The 19,869-nt window shown below is 64.1% G+C and carries 21 protein-coding genes; 11 read left to right on the top strand and 10 right to left on the bottom strand.

Annotated features, from left to right (window positions below):
* Window positions 1-299: 299 nt before the first annotated feature.
* The 5 genes from HXX15_RS08310 to sdhC form a co-directional block, all read right to left on the bottom strand.
* Window positions 300-557 (bottom strand): hypothetical protein, encoded by a 258-nt coding sequence (locus HXX15_RS08310; RefSeq protein WP_296514728.1) that lies wholly within the window; start codon window positions 555-557, stop codon window positions 300-302.
* A 172-nt stretch (window positions 558-729) separates the two neighbouring features.
* The gene (locus tag HXX15_RS08305; protein WP_296514726.1) at window positions 730-1,512 is read right to left on the bottom strand and encodes a succinate dehydrogenase iron-sulfur subunit; all 783 of its coding nucleotides are present in this window, start codon (window positions 1,510-1,512) and stop codon (window positions 730-732) included.
* Window positions 1,513-1,655: 143 nt separating this feature from the next.
* A complete protein-coding gene (gene sdhA, locus HXX15_RS08300; RefSeq protein WP_296514723.1) occupies window positions 1,656-3,479 on the bottom strand; it encodes a succinate dehydrogenase flavoprotein subunit in 1,824 nt (607 codons plus the stop codon).
* A 2-nt stretch (window positions 3,480-3,481) separates the two neighbouring features.
* A complete protein-coding gene (gene sdhD / locus HXX15_RS08295) occupies window positions 3,482-3,856 on the bottom strand; it encodes a succinate dehydrogenase, hydrophobic membrane anchor protein (RefSeq protein WP_296514911.1) in 375 nt (124 codons plus the stop codon).
* A gap of 41 nt (window positions 3,857-3,897) precedes the next feature.
* Entirely contained in the window at window positions 3,898-4,296 is a 399-nt protein-coding gene (sdhC, locus tag HXX15_RS08290; protein WP_296514721.1) for a succinate dehydrogenase, cytochrome b556 subunit, read from the bottom strand.
* A gap of 401 nt (window positions 4,297-4,697) precedes the next feature.
* Between sdhC and HXX15_RS08285 the strand changes: the two genes are divergently transcribed.
* Window positions 4,698-5,660 carry a cation diffusion facilitator family transporter gene (locus HXX15_RS08285; RefSeq protein ID WP_296514718.1) on the top strand — a complete coding sequence of 321 codons (963 nt, stop codon included), beginning with the start codon at window positions 4,698-4,700 and terminating at the stop codon, window positions 5,658-5,660.
* A gap of 69 nt (window positions 5,661-5,729) precedes the next feature.
* On the opposite strand, the gene HXX15_RS08280 is transcribed toward HXX15_RS08285, so the two are convergent.
* Window positions 5,730-7,244, bottom strand: a complete 1,515-nt coding sequence (locus HXX15_RS08280; RefSeq protein ID WP_296514716.1) for a malonyl-CoA synthase — start codon at window positions 7,242-7,244, stop codon at window positions 5,730-5,732.
* 132 nt (window positions 7,245-7,376) lie between these two features.
* Here HXX15_RS08280 and HXX15_RS08275 point away from each other — a divergent pair, with 132 nt between their 5' ends.
* The 5 genes from HXX15_RS08275 (at window position 7,377) to HXX15_RS08255 (ending at window position 11,423) form a co-directional block, all read left to right on the top strand.
* A complete protein-coding gene (locus HXX15_RS08275; protein WP_296514712.1) occupies window positions 7,377-8,126 on the top strand; it encodes an SDR family NAD(P)-dependent oxidoreductase in 750 nt (249 codons plus the stop codon).
* 272 nt (window positions 8,127-8,398) lie between these two features.
* Window positions 8,399-8,983 (top strand): fasciclin domain-containing protein, encoded by a 585-nt coding sequence (locus tag HXX15_RS08270; RefSeq protein ID WP_296514710.1) that lies wholly within the window; start codon window positions 8,399-8,401, stop codon window positions 8,981-8,983.
* Window positions 8,984-9,188: 205 nt separating this feature from the next.
* Complete coding sequence (locus tag HXX15_RS08265; RefSeq protein ID WP_296514708.1) at window positions 9,189-9,818, top strand: cytochrome b/b6 domain-containing protein; 630 nt, start codon at window positions 9,189-9,191, stop codon at window positions 9,816-9,818.
* Between the two features lie 151 nt (window positions 9,819-9,969).
* Complete coding sequence (locus HXX15_RS08260; RefSeq protein ID WP_296514706.1) at window positions 9,970-10,749, top strand: molybdopterin-dependent oxidoreductase; 780 nt, start codon at window positions 9,970-9,972, stop codon at window positions 10,747-10,749.
* 164 nt (window positions 10,750-10,913) lie between these two features.
* Window positions 10,914-11,423, top strand: coding sequence for a superoxide dismutase family protein (locus HXX15_RS08255; protein WP_296514704.1), 510 nt, complete (start codon window positions 10,914-10,916; stop codon window positions 11,421-11,423).
* Window positions 11,424-11,524: 101 nt separating this feature from the next.
* Here HXX15_RS08255 and HXX15_RS08250 read toward each other — a convergent pair whose 3' ends face one another.
* Window positions 11,525-12,184, bottom strand: coding sequence for a DnaJ domain-containing protein (locus HXX15_RS08250; RefSeq protein WP_296514701.1), 660 nt, complete (start codon window positions 12,182-12,184; stop codon window positions 11,525-11,527).
* A gap of 106 nt (window positions 12,185-12,290) precedes the next feature.
* Between HXX15_RS08250 and HXX15_RS08245 the strand changes: the two genes are divergently transcribed.
* Window positions 12,291-12,563 carry a BolA family protein gene (locus tag HXX15_RS08245; RefSeq protein WP_296514698.1) on the top strand — a complete coding sequence of 91 codons (273 nt, stop codon included), beginning with the start codon at window positions 12,291-12,293 and terminating at the stop codon, window positions 12,561-12,563.
* Between the two features lie 34 nt (window positions 12,564-12,597).
* Here the strand turns inward: HXX15_RS08245 and HXX15_RS08240 are convergent, their stop codons facing one another.
* The 3 genes from HXX15_RS08240 to HXX15_RS08230 are packed head-to-tail and all read right to left on the bottom strand — an operon-like array spanning window position 12,598 to window position 15,687.
* Complete coding sequence (locus HXX15_RS08240) at window positions 12,598-13,908, bottom strand: HlyC/CorC family transporter (RefSeq protein ID WP_296514695.1); 1,311 nt, start codon at window positions 13,906-13,908, stop codon at window positions 12,598-12,600.
* Window positions 13,909-13,921: 13 nt separating this feature from the next.
* Window positions 13,922-15,070 carry a 3-dehydroquinate synthase gene (gene aroB / locus HXX15_RS08235; RefSeq protein WP_296514692.1) on the bottom strand — a complete coding sequence of 383 codons (1,149 nt, stop codon included), beginning with the start codon at window positions 15,068-15,070 and terminating at the stop codon, window positions 13,922-13,924.
* Window positions 15,067-15,687 (bottom strand): shikimate kinase, encoded by a 621-nt coding sequence (locus tag HXX15_RS08230; protein ID WP_296514689.1) that lies wholly within the window; start codon window positions 15,685-15,687, stop codon window positions 15,067-15,069. Before HXX15_RS08230 ends, aroB begins: the two co-directional genes overlap by 4 nt.
* A gap of 174 nt (window positions 15,688-15,861) precedes the next feature.
* Between HXX15_RS08230 and HXX15_RS08225 the strand changes: the two genes are divergently transcribed.
* The 4 genes from HXX15_RS08225 (at window position 15,862) to HXX15_RS08210 (ending at window position 19,844) form a co-directional block, all read left to right on the top strand.
* Entirely contained in the window at window positions 15,862-16,008 is a 147-nt protein-coding gene (locus HXX15_RS08225) for a histidine kinase (RefSeq protein WP_296514687.1), read from the top strand.
* Between the two features lie 16 nt (window positions 16,009-16,024).
* Entirely contained in the window at window positions 16,025-16,981 is a 957-nt protein-coding gene (gene xerD / locus HXX15_RS08220; protein WP_296514684.1) for a site-specific tyrosine recombinase XerD, read from the top strand.
* A 165-nt stretch (window positions 16,982-17,146) separates the two neighbouring features.
* Window positions 17,147-18,109 (top strand): acetyl-CoA carboxylase carboxyltransferase subunit alpha, encoded by a 963-nt coding sequence (locus HXX15_RS08215; protein ID WP_296514681.1) that lies wholly within the window; start codon window positions 17,147-17,149, stop codon window positions 18,107-18,109.
* Between the two features lie 253 nt (window positions 18,110-18,362).
* Entirely contained in the window at window positions 18,363-19,844 is a 1,482-nt protein-coding gene (locus tag HXX15_RS08210; protein ID WP_296514679.1) for a L,D-transpeptidase family protein, read from the top strand.
* The last annotated feature ends 25 nt before the right edge of the window (window positions 19,845-19,869 follow it).

The following is a 19,869-nucleotide window of genomic DNA, read 5'->3' as shown; positions in this document are numbered from 1 at the left end:
CCATATGTATCGGCGCGGTCTGCGCAGGCGCGGGCGCCAGTTGCATCACGGTCAAGGCCGTGGTCGCGAGCAGCATCAATTGAAGTCTGGTCATGGGAATTGTCGTCCTCGAAAACGTATCGCTTCGCTCCAAATCAGCTGATTTGGACAAGCACAGCGATCAACAAGCAACGGTGGGGCCGCAATGTGGCGAGCGGCAAGAGCTGCCAGCTAATTATTTCGCATCGGCTCTCGCGCTAATCCACGGCCGTTCATGATGCATTCAGAGCGGTGCTCGTATCCGGCGTCGCCCCGTTTGCTCACATCGTTGCCGGGTTCAGTGCGCCGGGCCCCGGAGGTCCGCGCCCCGGCAATTCATCCGGCGTGCTCGCCGGAAATTCCTCGGGCGTCGGCGGCGCATCGGGCTCGTCGATCGGCGGGGGGACGTCCGGCATCGGATTGCCGGGCGGCGATTCCGGCGGCGGCTCGGTCGGTTGCGCCGGGGTGCTCGGCGGAATTTCCGGCGGCGGCTCCGTGGGGCCGGGACCGCCCGGCACTTCCTGTGGTTCGCCGGCCACTCAGACCGCCACCAAGCGATGGCCGCCGTCTAACGAGTTCGAGTCGCGAGCATATCCAACACCATTTCGGGCGTCGCTCGGCGTGTGATCGGCAGCCATGTCGTACCTCCGCGAATATCGCGGCGACAACGGCTGGACGGCTGCGATGTTCCAGCAGCTGCGACGATCCGCGTCAGATCTGGCGTTCGACCAGCTTCAATTTGAGGTTGGCGATCGCTTCCGATGGATTCAGCCCCTTCGGACAGGCCTTGGCGCAGTTCATGATGGTGTGGCAGCGATAGATCCGGAACGGATCCTCGAGATTGTCGAGCCGCTCGCCGGTGGCCTCGTCGCGGCTGTCCTTGACCCAGCGGGTCGCCTGCAGCAGCGCCGCGGGGCCGAGGAAGCGATCCGAGTTCCACCAATAGCTCGGGCACGAGGTCGAGCAGCAGGCGCACAGGATGCATTCGTACAAGCCGTCGAGCTTCTCGCGGTCCTCGTGGCTCTGCCGCCATTCCTTCTGCGGCGTCGGCGTCACGGTTTGCAGCCACGGCTCGATCGAGGCGTATTGGGCGTAGAAATTGGTGAGGTCGGGGACCAAATCCTTCACCACCGGCTGATGCGGCAGCGGGTTGACCTTCACCGCGGTATCCTTGACGTCGTCCATTGCCTTGGTACAGGCCAGCGTGTTCTCGCCATCGATGTTCATCGCGCAGGAGCCGCAGACGCCCTCGCGGCAGGAACGACGGAAGGTCAGGGTCGGATCAATGTGGTTCTTAATCCAGATCAGGCCGTCCAGCACCATCGGGCCGCAATCGTGCTTGTCGACGTGATAGACATCGACGCTCGGGTTCTTGCCGTCGTCTGGATTCCAGCGATAGACGCGGAACTCGCGCGTCTCAGTCGCACCTTCCGGTTTCGGCCAGGTCTTACCGCCGGTGATCTTGGAATTTTTCGGAAGTGCGAACTCGACCATCGGTCCTGCCTTTGCTTCTCCGTTGTCATTGCCGGACTTGACCCGGCGATCCATCATTTCTTCAAAAGATGGATGCGCGGGCATAGGCGTTTTAGAACGTCGTTCTTCGAACGGCTATGCCCGCGCATGACGATGCTTGTTACTCAATACACCCGCGGCTTCGGCGGAATGTACTGTACGTCGTTGGTCATCGTGTAATCGTGCACCGGGCGGTAATCGAGCGTGGTGCCGCCGTCCTCGCCGATCCAGGCCAGGGTGTGCTTCATCCAGTTGACGTCGTCGCGCGCCGCGAAATCCTCGCGGGCGTGGGCGCCGCGGCTTTCGGTGCGGTTGGCGGCGGAATCCATCGTCACCACGGCCTGCACGATCAGATTGTCGAATTCCAAAGTCTCGATCAGGTCGGAATTCCAGGTCAGCGAGCGATCGGTGACCGCGATGTCGCTGATCCCGCTGTGGACCTTGTGGATCAGCTGCGAGCCTTCCTGCAACACCTCGCCGGTGCGGAACACCGCGCAATTAGTCTGCATCACGTGCTGCATGTTGTCGCGCAGCTTCGCAGTCGGAGTGCCGCCGGAGGCGTAGCGGTAGTGATCGAGCCGGCTCAGCGATTTGTCGGCAGAGTCCGCCGGCAGCTCCGGCTGCTTGCCGTTCGGGGTCAGCTTCTCGGCGCAACGCAGCGCCGCGGCGCGGCCGAACACCACGAGATCTATCAGCGAATTGGAGCCGAGCCGGTTGGCGCCGTGCACCGAGACGCAGGCGGCTTCGCCCAGCGCCATCAGCCCGGGCACCACCGCGTTGTCGTCGCCGTCCTTCTTGGTGACGACCTCGCCGTGGAAATTGGTCGGGATGCCGCCCATGTTGTAGTGCACCGTCGGCAGGATCGGGATCGGCTCGCGGGTGACGTCGACGCCAGCGAAGATCCGCGCCGAATCCGAAATGCCGGGCAGCCGCTCGTGCAGCACCGCCGGATCGAGATGATCGAGGTGCAGGAAGATGTGGTCCTTCTTCTTGCCGACGCCGCGGCCTTCGCGCATCTCGATGGTCATCGCCCGCGATACCACGTCGCGCGACGCCAGATCCTTGGCAGACGGCGCATAGCGCTCCATGAAGCGCTCGCCTTCGGAATTGACCAGATAGCCGCCCTCGCCGCGGGCGCCTTCGGTGACCAGACAGCCGGAGCCGTAAATGCCGGTCGGATGGAACTGGACGAATTCCATGTCCTGTAGCGGCAGGCCGGCGCGCAGCGCCATCGCGCCGCCGTCGCCGGTGCAGGTATGCGCCGAGGTGCAGGAGGCATAGGCGCGGCCGTAGCCGCCGGTGGCCAGAATCGTGGTCTGCGCCTTGAAGCGGTGCAGCGTGCCGTCGTCGAGCTTCAGCGCGATCACGCCGCGGCAGACGCCCTGATCGTCCATGATCAGGTCGATGGCGAAGAATTCGATGTAGAATTCCGCGGCGTGGCGCAGCGCCTGGCCATACATCGTGTGCAGCATGGCATGGCCGGTGCGGTCGGCGGCGGCGCAGGTGCGCTGCGCCTGGCCCTTGCCGTAGTCCAGCGTCATGCCGCCAAACGGGCGCTGATAGATCTTGCCGTCCTCGGTGCGCGAGAACGGCACACCCCAATGTTCCAGCTCGTAGACCGCCTCCGGCGCGTTGCGCACCATGTATTCGATCGAATCCTGATCGCCGAGCCAGTCCGACCCCTTGACGGTGTCGTACATGTGCCAGCGCCAGTCGTCCTTGTGCATGTTGCCGAGCGACGCCGAGATGCCGCCCTGCGCCGCCACGGTGTGCGACCGGGTCGGGAACACCTTGGTGATGCAGGCGGTGCGCAGCCCCGCTTCGCTGCAGCCGACCACGGCGCGCAGACCCGCGCCGCCGGCACCCACCACCACCACGTCGTAGACGTGATCCTCGATCGGATAGGCGTGGCCGTTGACGGCAGGTGCGCCGGTGCCGTTCGCCGCCATGCTTACACTCCAGATGAAAGTTTGAAGATCGCGAAGATCGCGGCTAGCGCCACAGCGAGCGAGAAGAAATTGTTGGCCATGATGCTGACCAGCTTCAGCTTCTCGTTCTGGACATAATCCTCGAGCACGACCTGCATGCCGATTTTCATATGCAGCGCGCTGGCGATGATGAACAGGATCATGGTCAGCGCGATCAAGGGCGAGCCGAGAATCTGCGCGGCGCCGGCCTGATTGCGGCCGAGTAGCATCATGATGACGACAACCACCGGCAGGATCAGCAGCGTCATCGCCACACCGGTGATGCGTTGACGCCAGAAATCCGACGTGCCGGATCCGGCCGGACCGAATTTCCGCACCTTGCCAAGCGGCGTGCGCATCGAGTTGGCCTTCGGCGTGCGGCTATTGGTGTGATCGGCGCTCACCGTCCACCTCCGATCGTATAGGCGACGATCCACAGCAGAACCGTCAGCGTGACGCCGCCGATCAAGGCGGCCCAGGTCAGCCATTCCCGGTCGGCGGTCTTGAAGCCGTAGCCGAGATCCCAGATGAAATGCCGGACTCCGCTAAGCAGATGATGCATCAGCGCCCAAGTGTAGCCGAACAGAACCAGGCGGCCGATCCAGCTGCCGGTAAAGGCCTGCACATTGGAATAAGCCGCTGGCCCCGCTGCGGCGGCGATCAGCCACCACGCCAACAGCAAGGTGCCGAAGTACAGCGCGACGCCGGTGGCGCGGTGCACGATGGACAGCGCCATCGTGAGACTCCAGCGATAGGCCTGCATATGGGGCGATAGCGGTCGTTCGATCCTAGCGGTCATCGGCTGCTTTGTCGGTTTGCGGCAAGCGGATAGCCCCGAACCAGGGCTCGCGGAGGTCAAGTCTATTTACGGAGTGCAAACAATGAGCGCAACGGCGAAATCACAATCTTCGAACAACTGTTCATATTTTGGAGATGTTGGTCCACATTGTTTGTCAGCCTTGTTGTCAACGGTTCTCGACAACCGGCCAACTGAAGTGGGATTCATGCCGGAATTCGATTGATCCAACGCCCTCCTCCACGGTTCCCACGTCATAACGGCATCGGCGCTCGCCTGCTGTTCGATCCACCGCCGGCTGGCTGCCCGACCGCTCCGAGTGGCTCGTAATAGTATCCACTTTGGTCTTGCGGTTTATCCCAATGGACGCCGTACCGGGGCGACCTTGAAGTGTAGAGACTCCGATGAACCACTCCGACCACGACCATCACGGCGATCATGATCATTCCGGCCACGGCCACGGCCATGGACCGGGCAATCATGGTCATGCGCCCGCGGATTTCGGGACTGCGTTCGCGATCGGCATTGTGCTCAACAGCGGCTTCGTGATCGGGGAAGCGTTTTTCGGCTTCGCCAGCAATTCGATGGCGCTGGTCGCCGACGCCGGCCACAATCTATCCGACGTGCTGGGCCTGCTGGTGGCGTGGTCGGCGGCAGCGTTGTCGAAGCGGCCGCCGTCGGCACGCTACACTTATGGCCTGCGCGGTTCGTCGATCCTGGCGGCGCTGTTCAACGCAGTGTTCTTGCTGGTGGCGGTCGGCGCGATCGGCTGGGAAGCGATCCTGCGGCTGCTGACGCCGGAGCCGGTTGTCGGCACCACGGTGATGGTCGTGGCCGCCGTCGGCATCGCCATCAACGGCATCACCGCGTGGCTGTTCGCATCCGGGCGCAAGGGCGACCTCAACATCCGCGGCGCCTATCTGCACATGATGGCCGATACCGCGGTATCGGCCGGCGTGGTGATCGCGGGCGTGGTGATCATGCTCACCGGCTGGACCTGGCTCGATGCCGCGACCAGCCTGGCGATCGCCGCGATCATCGTCTGGGGGACCTGGGGCCTGTTACGCGACAGCATGGCGATGTCGCTGAACGCGGTGCCGCGCGGGATCGATCCGGCCGCCGTGCGAGGCTATCTGGCGCAATGCCCCGGCGTCGCGCAGGTGCACGATCTGCATATTTGGCCAATGTCGACCACCGAGGTGGCGCTGACCTGCCATCTGGTGATCCCGTCGGGAGCGCCCGGCGACACTTACCTGATGGAGATCGCCCGTCGCCTCCGGGACGATTTTGGCATCGCCCATGCCACCTTGCAGGTCGAGACCGACCCCGCCTCGCCCTGCGCGCTGGCGCCGGATCATGTGGTGTGAGGCGATTCGCCGACACGCCCGGCTCCGTTCGGCATCGCTGTGCCGAACGCGAAGGCAGCGAACCAGCGATTACTTCCTGTAAATCTCCGCATAGGTATCGCGCAGCACGTTCTTCTGCACCTTGCCCATGGTGTTGCGCGGCAGATCGTCGACGAAGATTACCTTCTTCGGCATCTTGAATTTCGCGATCTGGCCGTCGAGCGCCCGGAGCACGGCGGCTTCATCGACGCTGGCACCCTTGTCGCGCACCACGACGGCGGTGACGCCCTCGCCGAAATCGGCATGCGGCACGCCGATCACTGCGGACTCCACCACGCCCTTGATGGCGTCGATCTCGCTCTCGATTTCCTTCGGATAGACGTTGAACCCGCCGGTGATCACCAGATCCTTGCCGCGACCGAGGATGTGCACATAGCCCTTGGAGTCGATCTTGCCGAGGTCGCCGGTGATGAAGAAGCCGTCGTCGCGGAATTCGGATTTGGTCTTTTCCGGCATCCGCCAATAGCCCTTGAACACGTTGGGGCCCTTGACCTCGATCATGCCGATCTGGTCGCGCGGCAATTCCGTGCCGGTCTCCGGATCGGTGACCCGCACCGATACGCCGGGCAGCGCGAGGCCGACCGCGCCGGGAACACGGTCGCCATCATACGGGTTCGAGGTATTCATGTTGGTCTCGGTCATGCCGTAGCGCTCCAGCACGGCGTGACCGGTGCGCGCCGCCCATTCGCGATGGGTATCGGCCAGCAGCGGCGCCGAGCCGGAAATGAACAGCCGCATATGCGCCGTCGCCTGCTTGGTCAGCGCCTCGCTCTGCAGTAGCCGCGTATAGAACGTCGGCACCCCCATCAGCACGGTGGCGCGCGCCATCAGCTTGATAATCAGATCGGGATCGAACTTGTTGAGGAAGATCATCGAGGCGCGGGCGAACAGCGTGACGTTGCTGGCCACGAACAGGCCGTGGGTGTGATAGATCGGCAGCGCGTGGATCAGCACGTCCTTGTCGGTGAAGCGCCAGTAGCCGACCAGGCTCAGCGAATTCGACGCCAGGTTGTCGTGCGTCAGCATCGCTCCCTTGGAGCGACCGGTGGTGCCGGAGGTGTAGAGAATCGCGGCGAGATCATCGTCGGCGCGGACCACCGTGGCAAATTCCGACGACGCCTTGGCGGCCGCCTCCGTCAGCGAACCCTGCCCGTCGGCGCCGAGCGTCTCGACATGCGCACTGACCTTGGCGGCGATCGCCTTGATGCCTTCGGCCTTCGACGGATCGCACACCACCAGCGACGGCTCGGCGTCGGTGATAAAATAGTCCAGCTCGTGCAGCGTATAGGCGGTGTTGAGCGGCAGATACACCGCGCCAGCGCGCACCACGGCGAGATACAGCACCAGCGCCTCGACCGATTTTTCGGTTTGCGCCGCAACACGGTCGCCGATCTTGACGCCGCGTGCGACCAACAGATTCGCCATCCGCCCGGCTCGCGCGATCAACTCGCCATAGCTGATCCGCGTGCCGTCCGTGGTCTCGATCGCGAGCCGTTCGACGTCGTCGAGATCGTCAAACAGCCGCGAAAACAGATTGGCGTTCATGATGGTCTTCCTGATGGTGTTCTTTGCCGCGTTCCTGCAACATTCCGGCATGGGCGAGCGAGCCGCCGACCGGGTGATTTCGGTCAGGGGAATAGCAAGAACGCCCTTCACAAAGCAACGGAGACAGTTTGCATGGCAAAGAGTGGGAAACGCGTGGCCTGGGTGACCGGCGGCGGCAGCGGCATCGGCGAGGCCGGCGCCGAGGCATTGGCGGCGGACGGCTGGACCGTGGTGGTCTCCGGCCGCAGACGCGACGCACTCGACGCGGTGGTGACGAAGATCGAAGCCAACGGCGGGACCGCCGAGGCGATCGCGCTTGACGTCAGCAATTCCAGCGACGTCACCAAGGCCGCCGAGCAAATCGTCACCAGCCACGGCCGGATCGATCTCCTGGTCAACAGCGCCGGCATCAACGTGCCGAAACGCTCCTGGGCCGACATGGAACTGGACGGCTGGGACAAGCTGGTCGCCATCAACCTCAGCGGCGTGCTGTATTGCATGCGCGCGGTGCTGCCGACGATGCGCGCGCAGAAGGATGGCTGCATTATCAACGTCGCGTCATGGGCCGGACGCCACGTCTCGAAGATGCCGGGCCCGGCCTACACCACCACCAAGCATGCGGTGCTGGCGCTGACTCATTCCTTCAACATGGATGAATGCGTCAATGGACTACGCGCCTGTTGCCTGTCGCCGGCGGAAGTCGCCACGCCGATTCTGAAGCTGCGGCCGGTGGTGCCTTCCGCCGAGGAGCAGGCGCGAATGTTGCAGCCGGACGATCTCGGCCGCACCATCGCCTTCGTGGCCAATATGCCGCCGCACGTCTGCGTCAACGAGATCCTGATCAGTCCGACCTGGAACAGGTCGTTCGTCGGCGGCATCTGAGCGCTGGCGGGCTTGTCGCTCCGAACTTTCGGCCGCACCCGGTAGAGGCGCCAACAGCGCCTCTACTGAACGAAACGATCGCGCGCGAACGAGGCTCGCCGCGATTAGTTTCACCCTGCAGCGAAAAATTTCATCTGAAACTACCCCTAACAGGCGGCGTAACTCCCGCAACGACGACGCGATGCCAACCGAAATTAGCAGCGTGGTCGTTGTTGCCCTTTCAATCGCGCCTGCGGATCTCCGCCGGCCTCAATCCACTCGGGAGACGAACCATGTCGAAACGTATTGCATTTCTGTCCGCCGTCGCGTTCAGCGCGCTGGCACTCACCGCCACCGTCATCGCGCCCGCCAGCGCGCAGGACAAGCACATGAAGAGCGAAATGAGCGGCGAGAAGACCGTGATGGTCGGCGGCGCCGCGATGTTCCCGTCGAAGAACATCATCCAGAACGCCGTCAACTCCAAGGACCACACCACCCTGGTCGCCGCGGTGAAGGCCGCCGGCCTGGTCGAAACCCTGGAAGGCAAGGGCCCGTTCACGGTGTTCGCGCCGACCAACGCCGCGTTCGGCAAGCTGCCCGCCGGCACCGTCGACACCCTGGTGAAGCCCGAGAACAAGGCGACGCTGACCAAGATCCTCACCTATCACGTGGTGCCGGGCAGGCTCGAGGCCTCCGACCTCACCGACGGCAAGAAGCTGAAGACTGCCGAGGGTGAGACCCTCACCGTGTCGAATTCGGGCGGCAAGGTCACGATCACCGACGCCAAGGGCGGTTCCTCGACCGTCACGATCCCGAACGTCAACCAGTCCAACGGTGTGATCCACGTGGTCGACACCGTGCTGATGCCGGCGTCGTAACCGCGCATCGATACACGCGTCCTGACCTGTCCCCACAGGATAGCGTGGCGCTCCACCAGGAAGCGCAGGCGAGCCGGGGCAACTCGGCTCGCTTTTTTGTGATCGCGATAGCCCGCGGCTATGAAGATCGTGGACGCAAGGCAGTAACGAATGACGGACTTTGCCCGTACAGTCGAACAACGAAGCTTTCGGGATGGATCAGACGATGTCCAGCATGACGCTCAGCGAACCAAGCACCGCGCCAGCCTCGAGCAAGGTGATTCAGCCGGGCTGGGTCAGAACTATGCATTGGATCAACGCGGTAGCGATGATCATGATGATCATGTCGGGCTGGCAGATCTACAACGCCGCGCCGCTGTTCGATTTCCGGTTCTCGCACGCGATCACGCTGGGCGGCTGGCTTGGCGGTGCGCTGTTGTGGCACTTCGCCGCGATGTGGCTGCTGATGGTCAATGGCCTGGCCTATCTCACGGTCGGCCTGATCACCGGCCGGTTCCGCAAGAAGCTGCTGCCGTTGACGCCCTCTGGCGTACTCACCGACACAAGGCTGGCGCTGACCGGGAAACTGTCGCACGCCGACCTCACCAAATATAATTACGTGCAGAAGCTGCTCTATGCCGGGATCATCCTGGTCGGCATCGTCGTGGTGCTGTCCGGCCTGTCGATCTGGAAGCCGGTGCAGCTGCAATGGCTCACCGCGCTGTTCGGCGGCTACGACGTCGCGCGTTACGTCCACTTCGCCGCGATGGCGGCGATCGTCGGGTTTCTGGTCATCCACGTGATCCTCGCGCTGCTGGTGCCGAAAAGCCTGCGCGCCATGATCATCGGCCGATGAGCCGGCTTGGAAACGAGGAGTTGAGTTCGTCATTGCGAGCGGAGCGAAGCAATCCAGGGGCTACAGACGAAGACTGGATTGCTTCGTCGCAAGTGCTCCTCGCAATGACGAAGGAGAGGCCTGGCCTTGTTATGATATGTGAGGACATCCGATGTTGCGCATCAAATCACTGCTGATCCCCGGCGTCGACAAGAAGCTGCTGGTCAAGGACGCCACCAAACTGATGCCCGAACTGTCGCGGCGGCGCTTCATCGCCGGCGGCGCCAGTCTTGGTGCGTTGACGCTGCTGACCGGCTGCGACGTCTCCGACAGCTTTTCCGCGGAGAGCATGCTGACCCGGATTTCCAAGTTCAATGACGGCGTGCAGGCGGCGATCTTCAATCCCAACGCGATGGCGCCCACCTTCTCGGAAAAGGACATCAGGCGGCCGTTTCCGTTCAACGCCTATTACACCGAGGACGAAGCGCCGAATATCGAGGGCAAGGACTGGAAGCTCGAAGTCTCGGGTCTGGTGCAGAACAGGAAGTCCTGGACGCTGGACGAACTCTACAAGCTGCCCGAGGTGAAGCAGATCACCCGCCACATCTGCGTCGAGGGCTGGAGCGCGATCGGCTCGTGGTCCGGTACGCCGCTACGCGATTTCCTCAAGCTGGTCGGCGCCGACACCTCGGCGAAATACGTCTGGTTCCGCTGCGCCGAGGACTACACCAGCCCGCTCGACATGCCGACCGCGCTGCATCCGCAGACCCAGATGACCTTCAAATTCGACGACAAGATCCTGCCGCGCGCCTACGGCTATCCGATGAAGATCCGGGTGCCGACCAAGCTCGGCTTCAAGAACCCGAAATACGTCGTCTCGATGGAAGTCACCAACGACTACAAGGGCGGCTATTGGGAAGACCAGGGCTATAATTCGTTCAGCGGCAGCTGAGCGCGCGCGCAACACCGGGCCAGCATGAGGTGGTCTTTCGCACGGTCTCTAACCATGACGACTTGTTCGTCCCTCATCCTTCGAGACGCGGCCAATTGGCCGCTCCCCACGATAAGGTCGCCATGCTAGCCTTGCCCGATCAAAAATCTTTGGGAGGTGACTTCATGTTTCTGCGCGCATTGCTGACCGCGACCGCACTGCTCACGCTCTCCGTCGGCGCCGCATCGGCGCAATCGGCCAAGGCGGTCCTGAAGAACGCCGAGGGCGCGGACATCGGCCGTGCCGATCTGACGCAGGGCTCGAGTGGCGTCACCATCAAGCTGGAATTGAAGGGACTGCCGCCGGGCGAGCACGCTTTCCACGTCCATGCCGTCGGCAAATGCGAAGCACCATTCACCTCGGCGGGCGGCCACTTCAACCCCGATAACAAGAAGCACGGCAAGATGGCCGACGGTGGCGCCCACGCCGGCGACATGCCGAACCTCACCATTCCGGCGTCGGGCGACTTGAAGGCCGACATCGTCAACGCCGCGATCACGCTCGACAAGGGCAAGCCGAATTCGGTGTTCAAGCCGGACGGCACCGCGCTGGTGATCCACGCCGCAGCCGACGACTACAAGACCGATCCCACCGGCAATGCCGGCGGCCGGATCGCCTGCGGCGTGATCGAATAGCGGCGAACAGCGGGGCCGCGACAACGACGGCAAGGGCCGTCGGCGTGGATGGCCGGGTCAAGCCCGGCCATGACGCAATTGATATCCGGACCCGGGCGAGTTCAGCTCGCGCCGCGGACCACGGTCTTCAGATAATTATAGGCCTTGATGATCTCGATCAGGCGATCCTCGGTGGAGCGGTCGCCGCCATTGGCGTCTGGATGATGCTGCTTCACCAGCGCCTTGTATTTTGCCTTCACCACTTCCAGCGTCGCGTCGGACCCCAGACCCATCACCTGCAGCGCCTTGCGCTCGGCGTTGAACACCTTGCGGACCTCGGCCTTCGGTTCCTCGGCCTGCGCGCCCGGTCCCGGCCGCCAGCGGCCGCGGCCGTTGAGTTCGCTGAACATGTGGAACGGATCATTGGCGGCGTCGAGATCGGCCTCGCCGCCCTTGCCTTTGGTCTTGGTGCCGTTGGCGCCCATCTTCCAGGTCGGCCGATGCCCGGTCAGCGCGTCCTTCTGATAGCGGGCCACCGCGTCGGCGGCCATGCCCTGGAAGAAATTGTAGCCCTGGTTGTATTCGCGCACATGGTTCAGGCAGAAGTGCCAGTATTCCTTCTCGGCGCCGCGCGCCTTGGGCGCGCGATGCCCGCCCTTGGCCTTGCAGCCGGGCGCCTCGCACATGATCGCTTCCTCGCGCGCAGCGGCTTGCTGCTTCGCGCTCAGCTTGTTGGGCTTGATGCGGATGCTGTCGAAGAACTTGGATGAATCGATGGGCATGGCAGACTATGACAACGCAACGCGGCGGGCTTCAAGTCTTGACATTGCGAATAGCCCCCGGGTTGATATGGATTGACGGAATTGTTTGACGGACATGTGGCAGATCATGAGCGCACGAGACACTATCACACAGAAGTTGCACGAAGCTTTCGGACCCGAAAGCCTCGACGTGGTCGACGAATCACATCTTCATGAAGGCCATGCCGGCCACAAGCCGGGCGGCGAGACGCACTTCAGGGTCAATATCGTGTCGGACGCGTTCGCGGGCAAGAGCCGGCTCGACCGCCACCGCATGATCAACGCAACGCTGGCCAAGGAACTCGCCGGCTCGGTGCATGCGCTGGCAATCAAGGCCAATGCCCCGGGCGAGGCCGGCTGACGCGGCGGTCCCCGCTTCCCGTTGCAAAGTCACATTAAAACGCCGTGCCGGCGCGCGACTTCTTTTCCAACAGCTCGGCCTCGGCTTCGCGCGGCACCGGTGAGATCCGCAGCGCGGTGATACGATTGCGTTCGCGGCGCAGCACCCGGAACCGGAACCCGTGGAAGGTGAAGCTTTGGCCGCGCTCCGGGATCGAGCGCGCCTCGTGAATCACCAGCCCGGCTACCGTGGTCGCCTCCTCGTCGGGCAGGTGCCAGTCCATCGCGCGGTTGAGATCGCGGATCGGCACCGAACCGTCGACCACCACCGAGCCGTCGGGCTGGACCCGGACGCCCGCCACCACGACGTCGTGCTCGTCGGAAATGTCGCCGACGATTTCTTCCAGGATGTCTTCCAGCGTCACCATGCCTTCGACTTCACCGTATTCATCGACCACCAGCGCGAAATGGGTCTTGCGGCTGCGGAACGCCTTGAGCTGCTCCGACACCGAACGCATCTCCGGCACGAACCACGGCGGCAGCGCGATCGTGGTGACGTCGATCTTGTCGGTCTCGCCGTCGGCGGCGCGAATCGCGCGCAACAGATCCTTGGCGTGCAACACGCCGATGATATTTTCCGGCTTGTCGCGCCACAGCGGAATCCGGGTGTATTCGGTGGCCAGCACCTCGCTCACCAATTCCTCGGGCGGCAGGTCGGCGTTGATCATCACCATTTCGGTGCGATGAACCATCACGTCGGAGACCTGCAATTCGCTGAGATCGAGCAGACCACCGAGCATATCGCGGTCCTGCTTGGCGACGCCGCCCTCGTGATGCATCAATTCGACCGCGCCGCGCAGCCGTTCGGTCGGCGATAGCAGCGGCTGGTTGTGGCCGATCTTGATGCCGAGCACGCCCATCAGGATCCGGACGATGGCCTCGATCACCTTGAGCAGCGGAGCCAGCACCAGAACCATTAGCTTCATCGGATGCGCCACCAGCAGCGAGACCCGGTCCGGCGCATTGATGGCGATGGTCTTCGGCAGCACCTCGGCGAAGATCACCACCAGCACCGTCATCACCCCGGTGGCGTAGAGCACGCCGACATCGCCAAACCAGGCGGTGAACAACCCGGTCGCCAGCGCCGAGGCGCCAATGTTGAAAATATTGTTGCCGAGCAGCAGCGCGCCGATCATCCGTTCGCGCGCCGCGAACAGCTGACCGACGATGCCGGCTTCGCGATTGCCCTGCTTCGCCAGCCGCATCATGTTGGCGCGCGACGATCCGGTCAGCGCGGTTTCGCTGGCGGAGAAGAACGCCGAGCCGAACAGGCAGGCAAGCACGATGCCGAGGGTAAGCCAGTCCATAATGTATCGATGCTCAGGGTTTGCGCGCGAGTTGCCGGGCCAGGAATTCCCGCACCGGCGCGGGTTCGACATTGTCGACGATCGTGGCGCGGCCGATCGCCTGCAGTAGGATGAAGGTAAGCTTACCGCGCTTCACCTTCTTGTCCTGCGCCATCAAGGTCAGCAGCGCATCGGCATCTCCGAGGCCTTCCTGGGCAAAGCCTGCGATATCCTGCAAATGGGTAGGCAGGCCTACTTCGGCAAGGTGATGCGACAGCCGGGCGGCGTCGGCCGGCGGCAGCATGCCGAGCTCGGCGGAAAACTCCGCCGCCATCACCATGCCGACCGCGACGCCTTCGCCATGGAACAGCCGGTCGGAAAACCCGGTGGCGGCTTCCAGCGCGTGGCCGAAGGTGTGGCCCAGATTGAGCAGCGCGCGCTCGCCGGTCTCGCGCTCGTCGCGCGCAACGATCGCCGCCTTGGCGCGGCAGGAGGTAGCGATGGCGTGTTCGCGGGCGCTGCCGCCGCTGAAGATATCGGCGTGGTTGGCTTCCAGCCAGGCGAAGAACGCCTCGTCGCCGAGCGCGCCGTATTTCGCCACTTCGGCATAGCCGGCGCGGAACTGGCGCGGCGACAGGGTGTCGAGCACGGCGGTGTCGGCGATCACCAGCACCGGTTGATGGAACGCGCCGAGCAGGTTCTTGCCGCGCGGCGAATTGATCCCGGTCTTGCCGCCGACCGAAGAGTCGACTTGCGCCAGCAGCGAGGTCGGCAGCTGCACGAAATCGACGCCGCGGCGCAGGATCGCCGCGGCAAAGCCGGCCAGATCGCCGACCACGCCGCCGCCAAGCGCGATGACCAGGTCGTTGCGCTCGATCTTCGCCGCAATCAGCGCCTCGGAGACGGTCTGCAGCCCGGCATAGGTTTTCGAGCCCTCGCCCTCGTCAACCACGATCCGCGAACTGGTAATGCCGGCCGCGGCCAGGGCAGCTTCGGTCTGCGCCAGCCAATGTTTGGCGACGGTCTTGTCGGATACGATCGCGGTACGCGCGCCCGGCCGCAGCGCCTTGATGCGGTCGCCGAGCGTTTGCAGCACGTCGCGGCCGATGATGATGTCGTAGGCACGATCGCCGAGTGCGACCTCGACCGTGATCGGGGCGGAATGCTTCAGCGGGGCGGTCATGGTGATTCGCTCATGGTTGGAGCAGCGGCGGTGGCGCGGCAAAGATACTCGTGCAGCGCCGCGATGCATTCGTCGACGATTTTTTCGTGCGGCACGTCGCGCGACGCAATGGTCAGGTCGGCGGTCTGATAGGCCGGGTGACGCTCGCCAATCAGCCGGTCGATGGTCGCGGCGGGATCCGCGGTGCGCAGCAGCGGGCGATCGGCGCGGCGCTTGACCCGCCGCATGATGACGTCGGCATCAGCCTTCAGCCAGATCGAGATCGCCTTGGAGCGGATCCGGTCGCGGGTATCGGCCCGCATGAAGGCGCCGCCGCCGGTGGCCAGGATCTTGGGGCCTCCGTCGAGCAGCCGGGCGATCACCCGCGCCTCGCCGTCGCGGAAATGCGGCTCGCCATGGACTTCGAAGATTTCCGGGATTGTCATCGCCGCCGCCGTCTCGATCTCGGTGTCGGCGTCGAGAAACGGCAGCCCCAGCCGCATCGCCAGCCGCCGGCCGATGGTCGACTTGCCGGCGCCCATCATCCCGACCAGCACGACCGGACGCTGCCCCAGCGCCGCGACGGTCTCGGCTTCAAGGGAGGCGCTGGCAGCGGCCGGCGACACGGTCTCGGACATCGATCAGGCACCCAAAAACAACAGCAAGGTCATGGCGGCGTTACCAGCGCTGCTTATACTACCCCGGCGAAGGCGGTTGCCAGAGTCTCTTGCAACCGGCCGGCGAACATGGTCGTAGTCAGGGCCTTCACCGCCGCCAGTCAATGGTCAACCATTGGCGCCCGAGACTGTTGTATGCCCACTCTGTTCCGCTTTCTGACGGTTGTCGCGGTGATCGGCGGTATCATCTATGGCGCGATCTTCGCGTTGGCGAATTTGGTTGACCCGAAGCCGCGGGAAATGACCGTCACCGTCCAGCCCGACAAATTTCTCAAGAAATAGCGGCTAGGTTCGGGAGATGGCCACCAGTTCCGCCCCAGATGCCCGACTGACCAACCTGTTCCTCGACATGATCGCGGCCGAGCAGGGCGCGCCCCGCAACACGCTCGACGCCTATCGCGGCGATCTGACGGATTTCTCCGAATTCCTGGCGCACCGCCGCAGCGGCTTTGCGGATGCCGACACCCAGGCGCTGCGCGACTACCTTGCCGATCTCGACGCCCGCGGCTTCAAGTCCTCCAGCGTCGCGCGCAAGCTGTCGGCGCTGCGGCACCTGTTCCGTTTCTTGCTGACCGAGCGTATCCGCGCCGACGATCCGGCCGCGATCCTGTCGGGGCCGAAACGCGCTCGCGGCCTGCCCAAGGTGCTGTCGATCGCCGACGTCGACCGCCTGCTCGGCTGCGCCCGGCAAGCCGCCGAGGCGGCGGAGGCGACCCAGGCCCGGCAGCGCGCGGCGCGGCTGTATTGCCTGCTCGAGGTTCTGTACGCCACCGGACTGCGGGTTTCGGAACTGGTATCGCTGCCGGTGTCGGCGGCGCGGCGCGACGCCCGCATGATCGTGGTGCGCGGCAAGGGCAACAAGGAGCGGCTGGTGCCGCTCAACGAGAGTTCGAAACAGGCGATGGCGAGCTATCTCGCCGCCTCCGACGCGCTGCGGAAAGAGAAGAAGAACAACGCCAGCGCCGGGAAATGGCTGTTCCCCTCCTCCGGCGAAAGCGGCCATCTGACCCGCCAGCATTTTGCTCGCGACCTCAAGGATCTCGCTTTCGCAGCCGGGCTGCCGCCCCGACTGGTCAGCCCGCACGTGCTGCGGCACGCCTTCGCCAGCCATCTGCTGCACAACGGCGCCGATTTGCGCATCGTGCAGACCCTGCTCGGCCACAGCGACATCTCGACCACCCAGATCTACACTCATGTGGTCGAGGAGCGACTGAAGAGCCTGGTGCGCGACCTGCATCCGCTGGCGGAGACATAACGGCGGCGCGGAGCCTCTTTGATCCACCGGGAGCGGACCGCGCCCGGAAATCAACGTGTTGATTCGAATTACCTATTGAGCCGACCGCTTGACTCGGCAGGCGGTTGGCTCGAAAAGCCAGCCAAGCCGCTATCGGCAGCCCCTCGATGCCCCCATATAGTGACAATGTCCGATCACATCCGCAGCTATCTCGACTTTGAAAAACCGGTCGCGGAACTTGATTCCAAGATCGACGAGCTACGCGCGTTAGCTGCTTCGGGCAGCGACATCGGCGAGGAGATTTCGCGGATCGAGGAAAAGGCCGGCCAGGCGCTGCACGACCTCTATGCAACGCTGACGCCGTGGCAAAAGACGCAAGTGGCGCGGCATCCGCAACGGCCGCATTGCCTCGATTACATCGAGGGTCTGATCGCCGAATTCACCCCCTTGGCCGGCGACCGCAAGTTCGGCGAGGACGAAGCGCTGGTCGGCGGGTTCGGCCGCTTCCGCGGCGAAAGCATCTGCGTGATCGGCCAGGAGAAGGGCGCTTCCACCGAGAGTCGGCTGAAGCATAATTTCGGCATGGCGCGGCCCGAGGGCTACCGCAAGGCCGTGCGGCTGATGGAGCTGGCGGACCGCTTCGGCATTCCGGTGCTCTCGCTGGTCGATACCGCTGGCGCCTATCCGGGGATCGGCGCCGAGGAGCGCGGCCAAGCCGAGGCAATCGCTCGCTCTACCGACGCCTGCCTGTCGCTCGGCGTGCCCAATGTCGCCGTCATCATCGGCGAGGGCGGCTCCGGTGGTGCTATCGCGATCGCTACCGCCAGCCGCGTCCTGATGCTTGAGCACGCGATCTACAGCGTGATCTCGCCGGAGGCGGCGTCCTCGATCCTGTGGCGCGATGCCGCCAAGGCCCAGGAAGCCGCGACCTCGATGAAGATCACCGCGCAGGATCTGGCGCGGTTCGGCGTGATCGACAGCATCCTGAAGGAGCCGGTGGGCGGCGCCCACCGCGATCCCTCGGCCATGATCGCCGCCACCGGCGAGGCCGTCGCACAGGCCATCGGTGAATTGAGCGGCCTCGATGCGGATGCGATCCGAAAGCAGCGGCGGCAGAAATTCCTCGATATCGGCCGCAAACTGGCCTGATTCGGCGGGATTCAGGTGACGCGCCGGGTAGCGTAAGCTTTCGTTGACCTTTTCCGCAGCATTCTCCGGTTCGGCCCAAGTTTGGCCCTGACCTGGATATTTAATGTCCATTGACCATGCGGAGCATGGAACCCGCGCGCCGGCCCGATCGGCTTGCGAGCCGGGGGGCTTAAGGCTAATATTTCATTGCTCTTATGGGCATAAATGTCGGCATTTGGGGACTGAATTTGCCCATCGGCTGCGGAGCCTCACTTTGATCAATCGCCCGCTGGTTCGCGCGCTTGTCACCTCGGCTGTGCTTGCGGCAGGCTTGGTGCTGGCCGGCTGCAACAGCGACGAGATCTCGCTGGCGAACAATGCCAAGGCCAACCAGCCGGTACCTCCCAGGCTGGTCGCCGACATGCAGACCAAGAACATGGACCTGCAGTCGCCGATGCTGGTCCGGCTGTTCAAGCAGGAGGCCGAGCTTGAGGTCTGGAAACAGGATCGCAACGGCCAGTTCGCGCTGCTGAAGACCTATCCGATCTGCCGCTGGTCCGGCGATCTCGGACCCAAGGTCCGCGAAGGCGACCGTCAGGCGCCGGAAGGGTTCTATTCGATCAGCCCCGGCCAGATGAATCCGCAGTCGGCCTACTACCTGTCATTCAACACCGGATATCCGAACGCCTTCGACAAGGCGCTCGGCCGCACCGGCTCGCAGCTGATGGTCCATGGCGACTGCTCGTCGCGCGGCTGCTACGCCATGACCGACGAACAGATCGCCGAGATCTATTCGCTCGGCCGTGAATCGTTTTTCGGCGGCCAGCGCGCGTTCCAGTTTCAGGCCTATCCGTTCCGGATGACGCCGGCAAATATGGCCAAGCATCGCAACAACCCGAACATGCCGTTCTGGAAGATGCTGAAGGAAGGCAACGACCATTTCGAGGTGACGCGGCAAGAGCCGAAGGTCGAATTCTGCGAGAAGAAGTATGTGTTCGACCCGGCGCAGCCGCCGAATGTGTCGCGGCCGCTGGCGTTCAACGCCGCCGGCAAGTGCCCGGCCTATGTGATCCCCGATGAGATCGCCGACGCGGTGCGCGAAAAGCAGGAGGCCGACCAGGTCAAGACCGCCGAGCTGATTTCCAAGGGAGTTCCGGTGGCGCGGCTGCATACCGGAATCGACGGAGGCATGAACCGGGTGTTCGCCGCCAAGCTGCCCGATGCCTCGACCGGCCTGTCGGAAGGCGGCGATGGCCAGGGGCTTGCGCTGGCCTCGCTGACCCCGGCCCCGGGCACGATTCCTTCGCACGTCAATCCGCCCCGTCCGTCTGATGCCCTGCTGCAAAACACGCCGCAGGAGCCAGTGGTTGCGGTGGCCGCGACCGCGCCGCCGACCCGGGTCGCCGCCGCGACGCCAAACGACCGTTCCGGCAGTTTCTTCAGCAGCCTGGCCCGCAAGGTCGGAATCGGCGGATCCGAAACGACGGCGACAACCTCGCCGGTCAGCGCCAGCCCGAAAGTCGTCACCGCCAAGGGCGGCGATGCCAAGCCCGCACTGAGAGCCAGCGAACCGCCGCCGCGGCCCCAAGCAACGGTGCCGAAGCCGGCCGAAACCCGGCAGGCGACAGCCAAGCCGCAGTTGAAGCCCTCGCTCGGCGCCGACAGCGCCGCCGCGCCGTCCGGCAGCACCATGGCGGGCGCCGCGCCGGTGGTCTCGGCGAACTCGTTCGAAAGCCGCTTCTCCGCAGTGCGGTGAGTCTGCGCAGCCTAAGCCTCCAGGA

Source organism: Rhodopseudomonas sp., from assembly GCF_013377015.1.
GTDB lineage: Bacteria > Pseudomonadota > Alphaproteobacteria > Rhizobiales > Xanthobacteraceae > JARJEH01.
The sequence above is the reverse complement of the archived record's forward strand: the minus strand, read 5'-3'. Positions and strand labels throughout refer to the sequence as shown.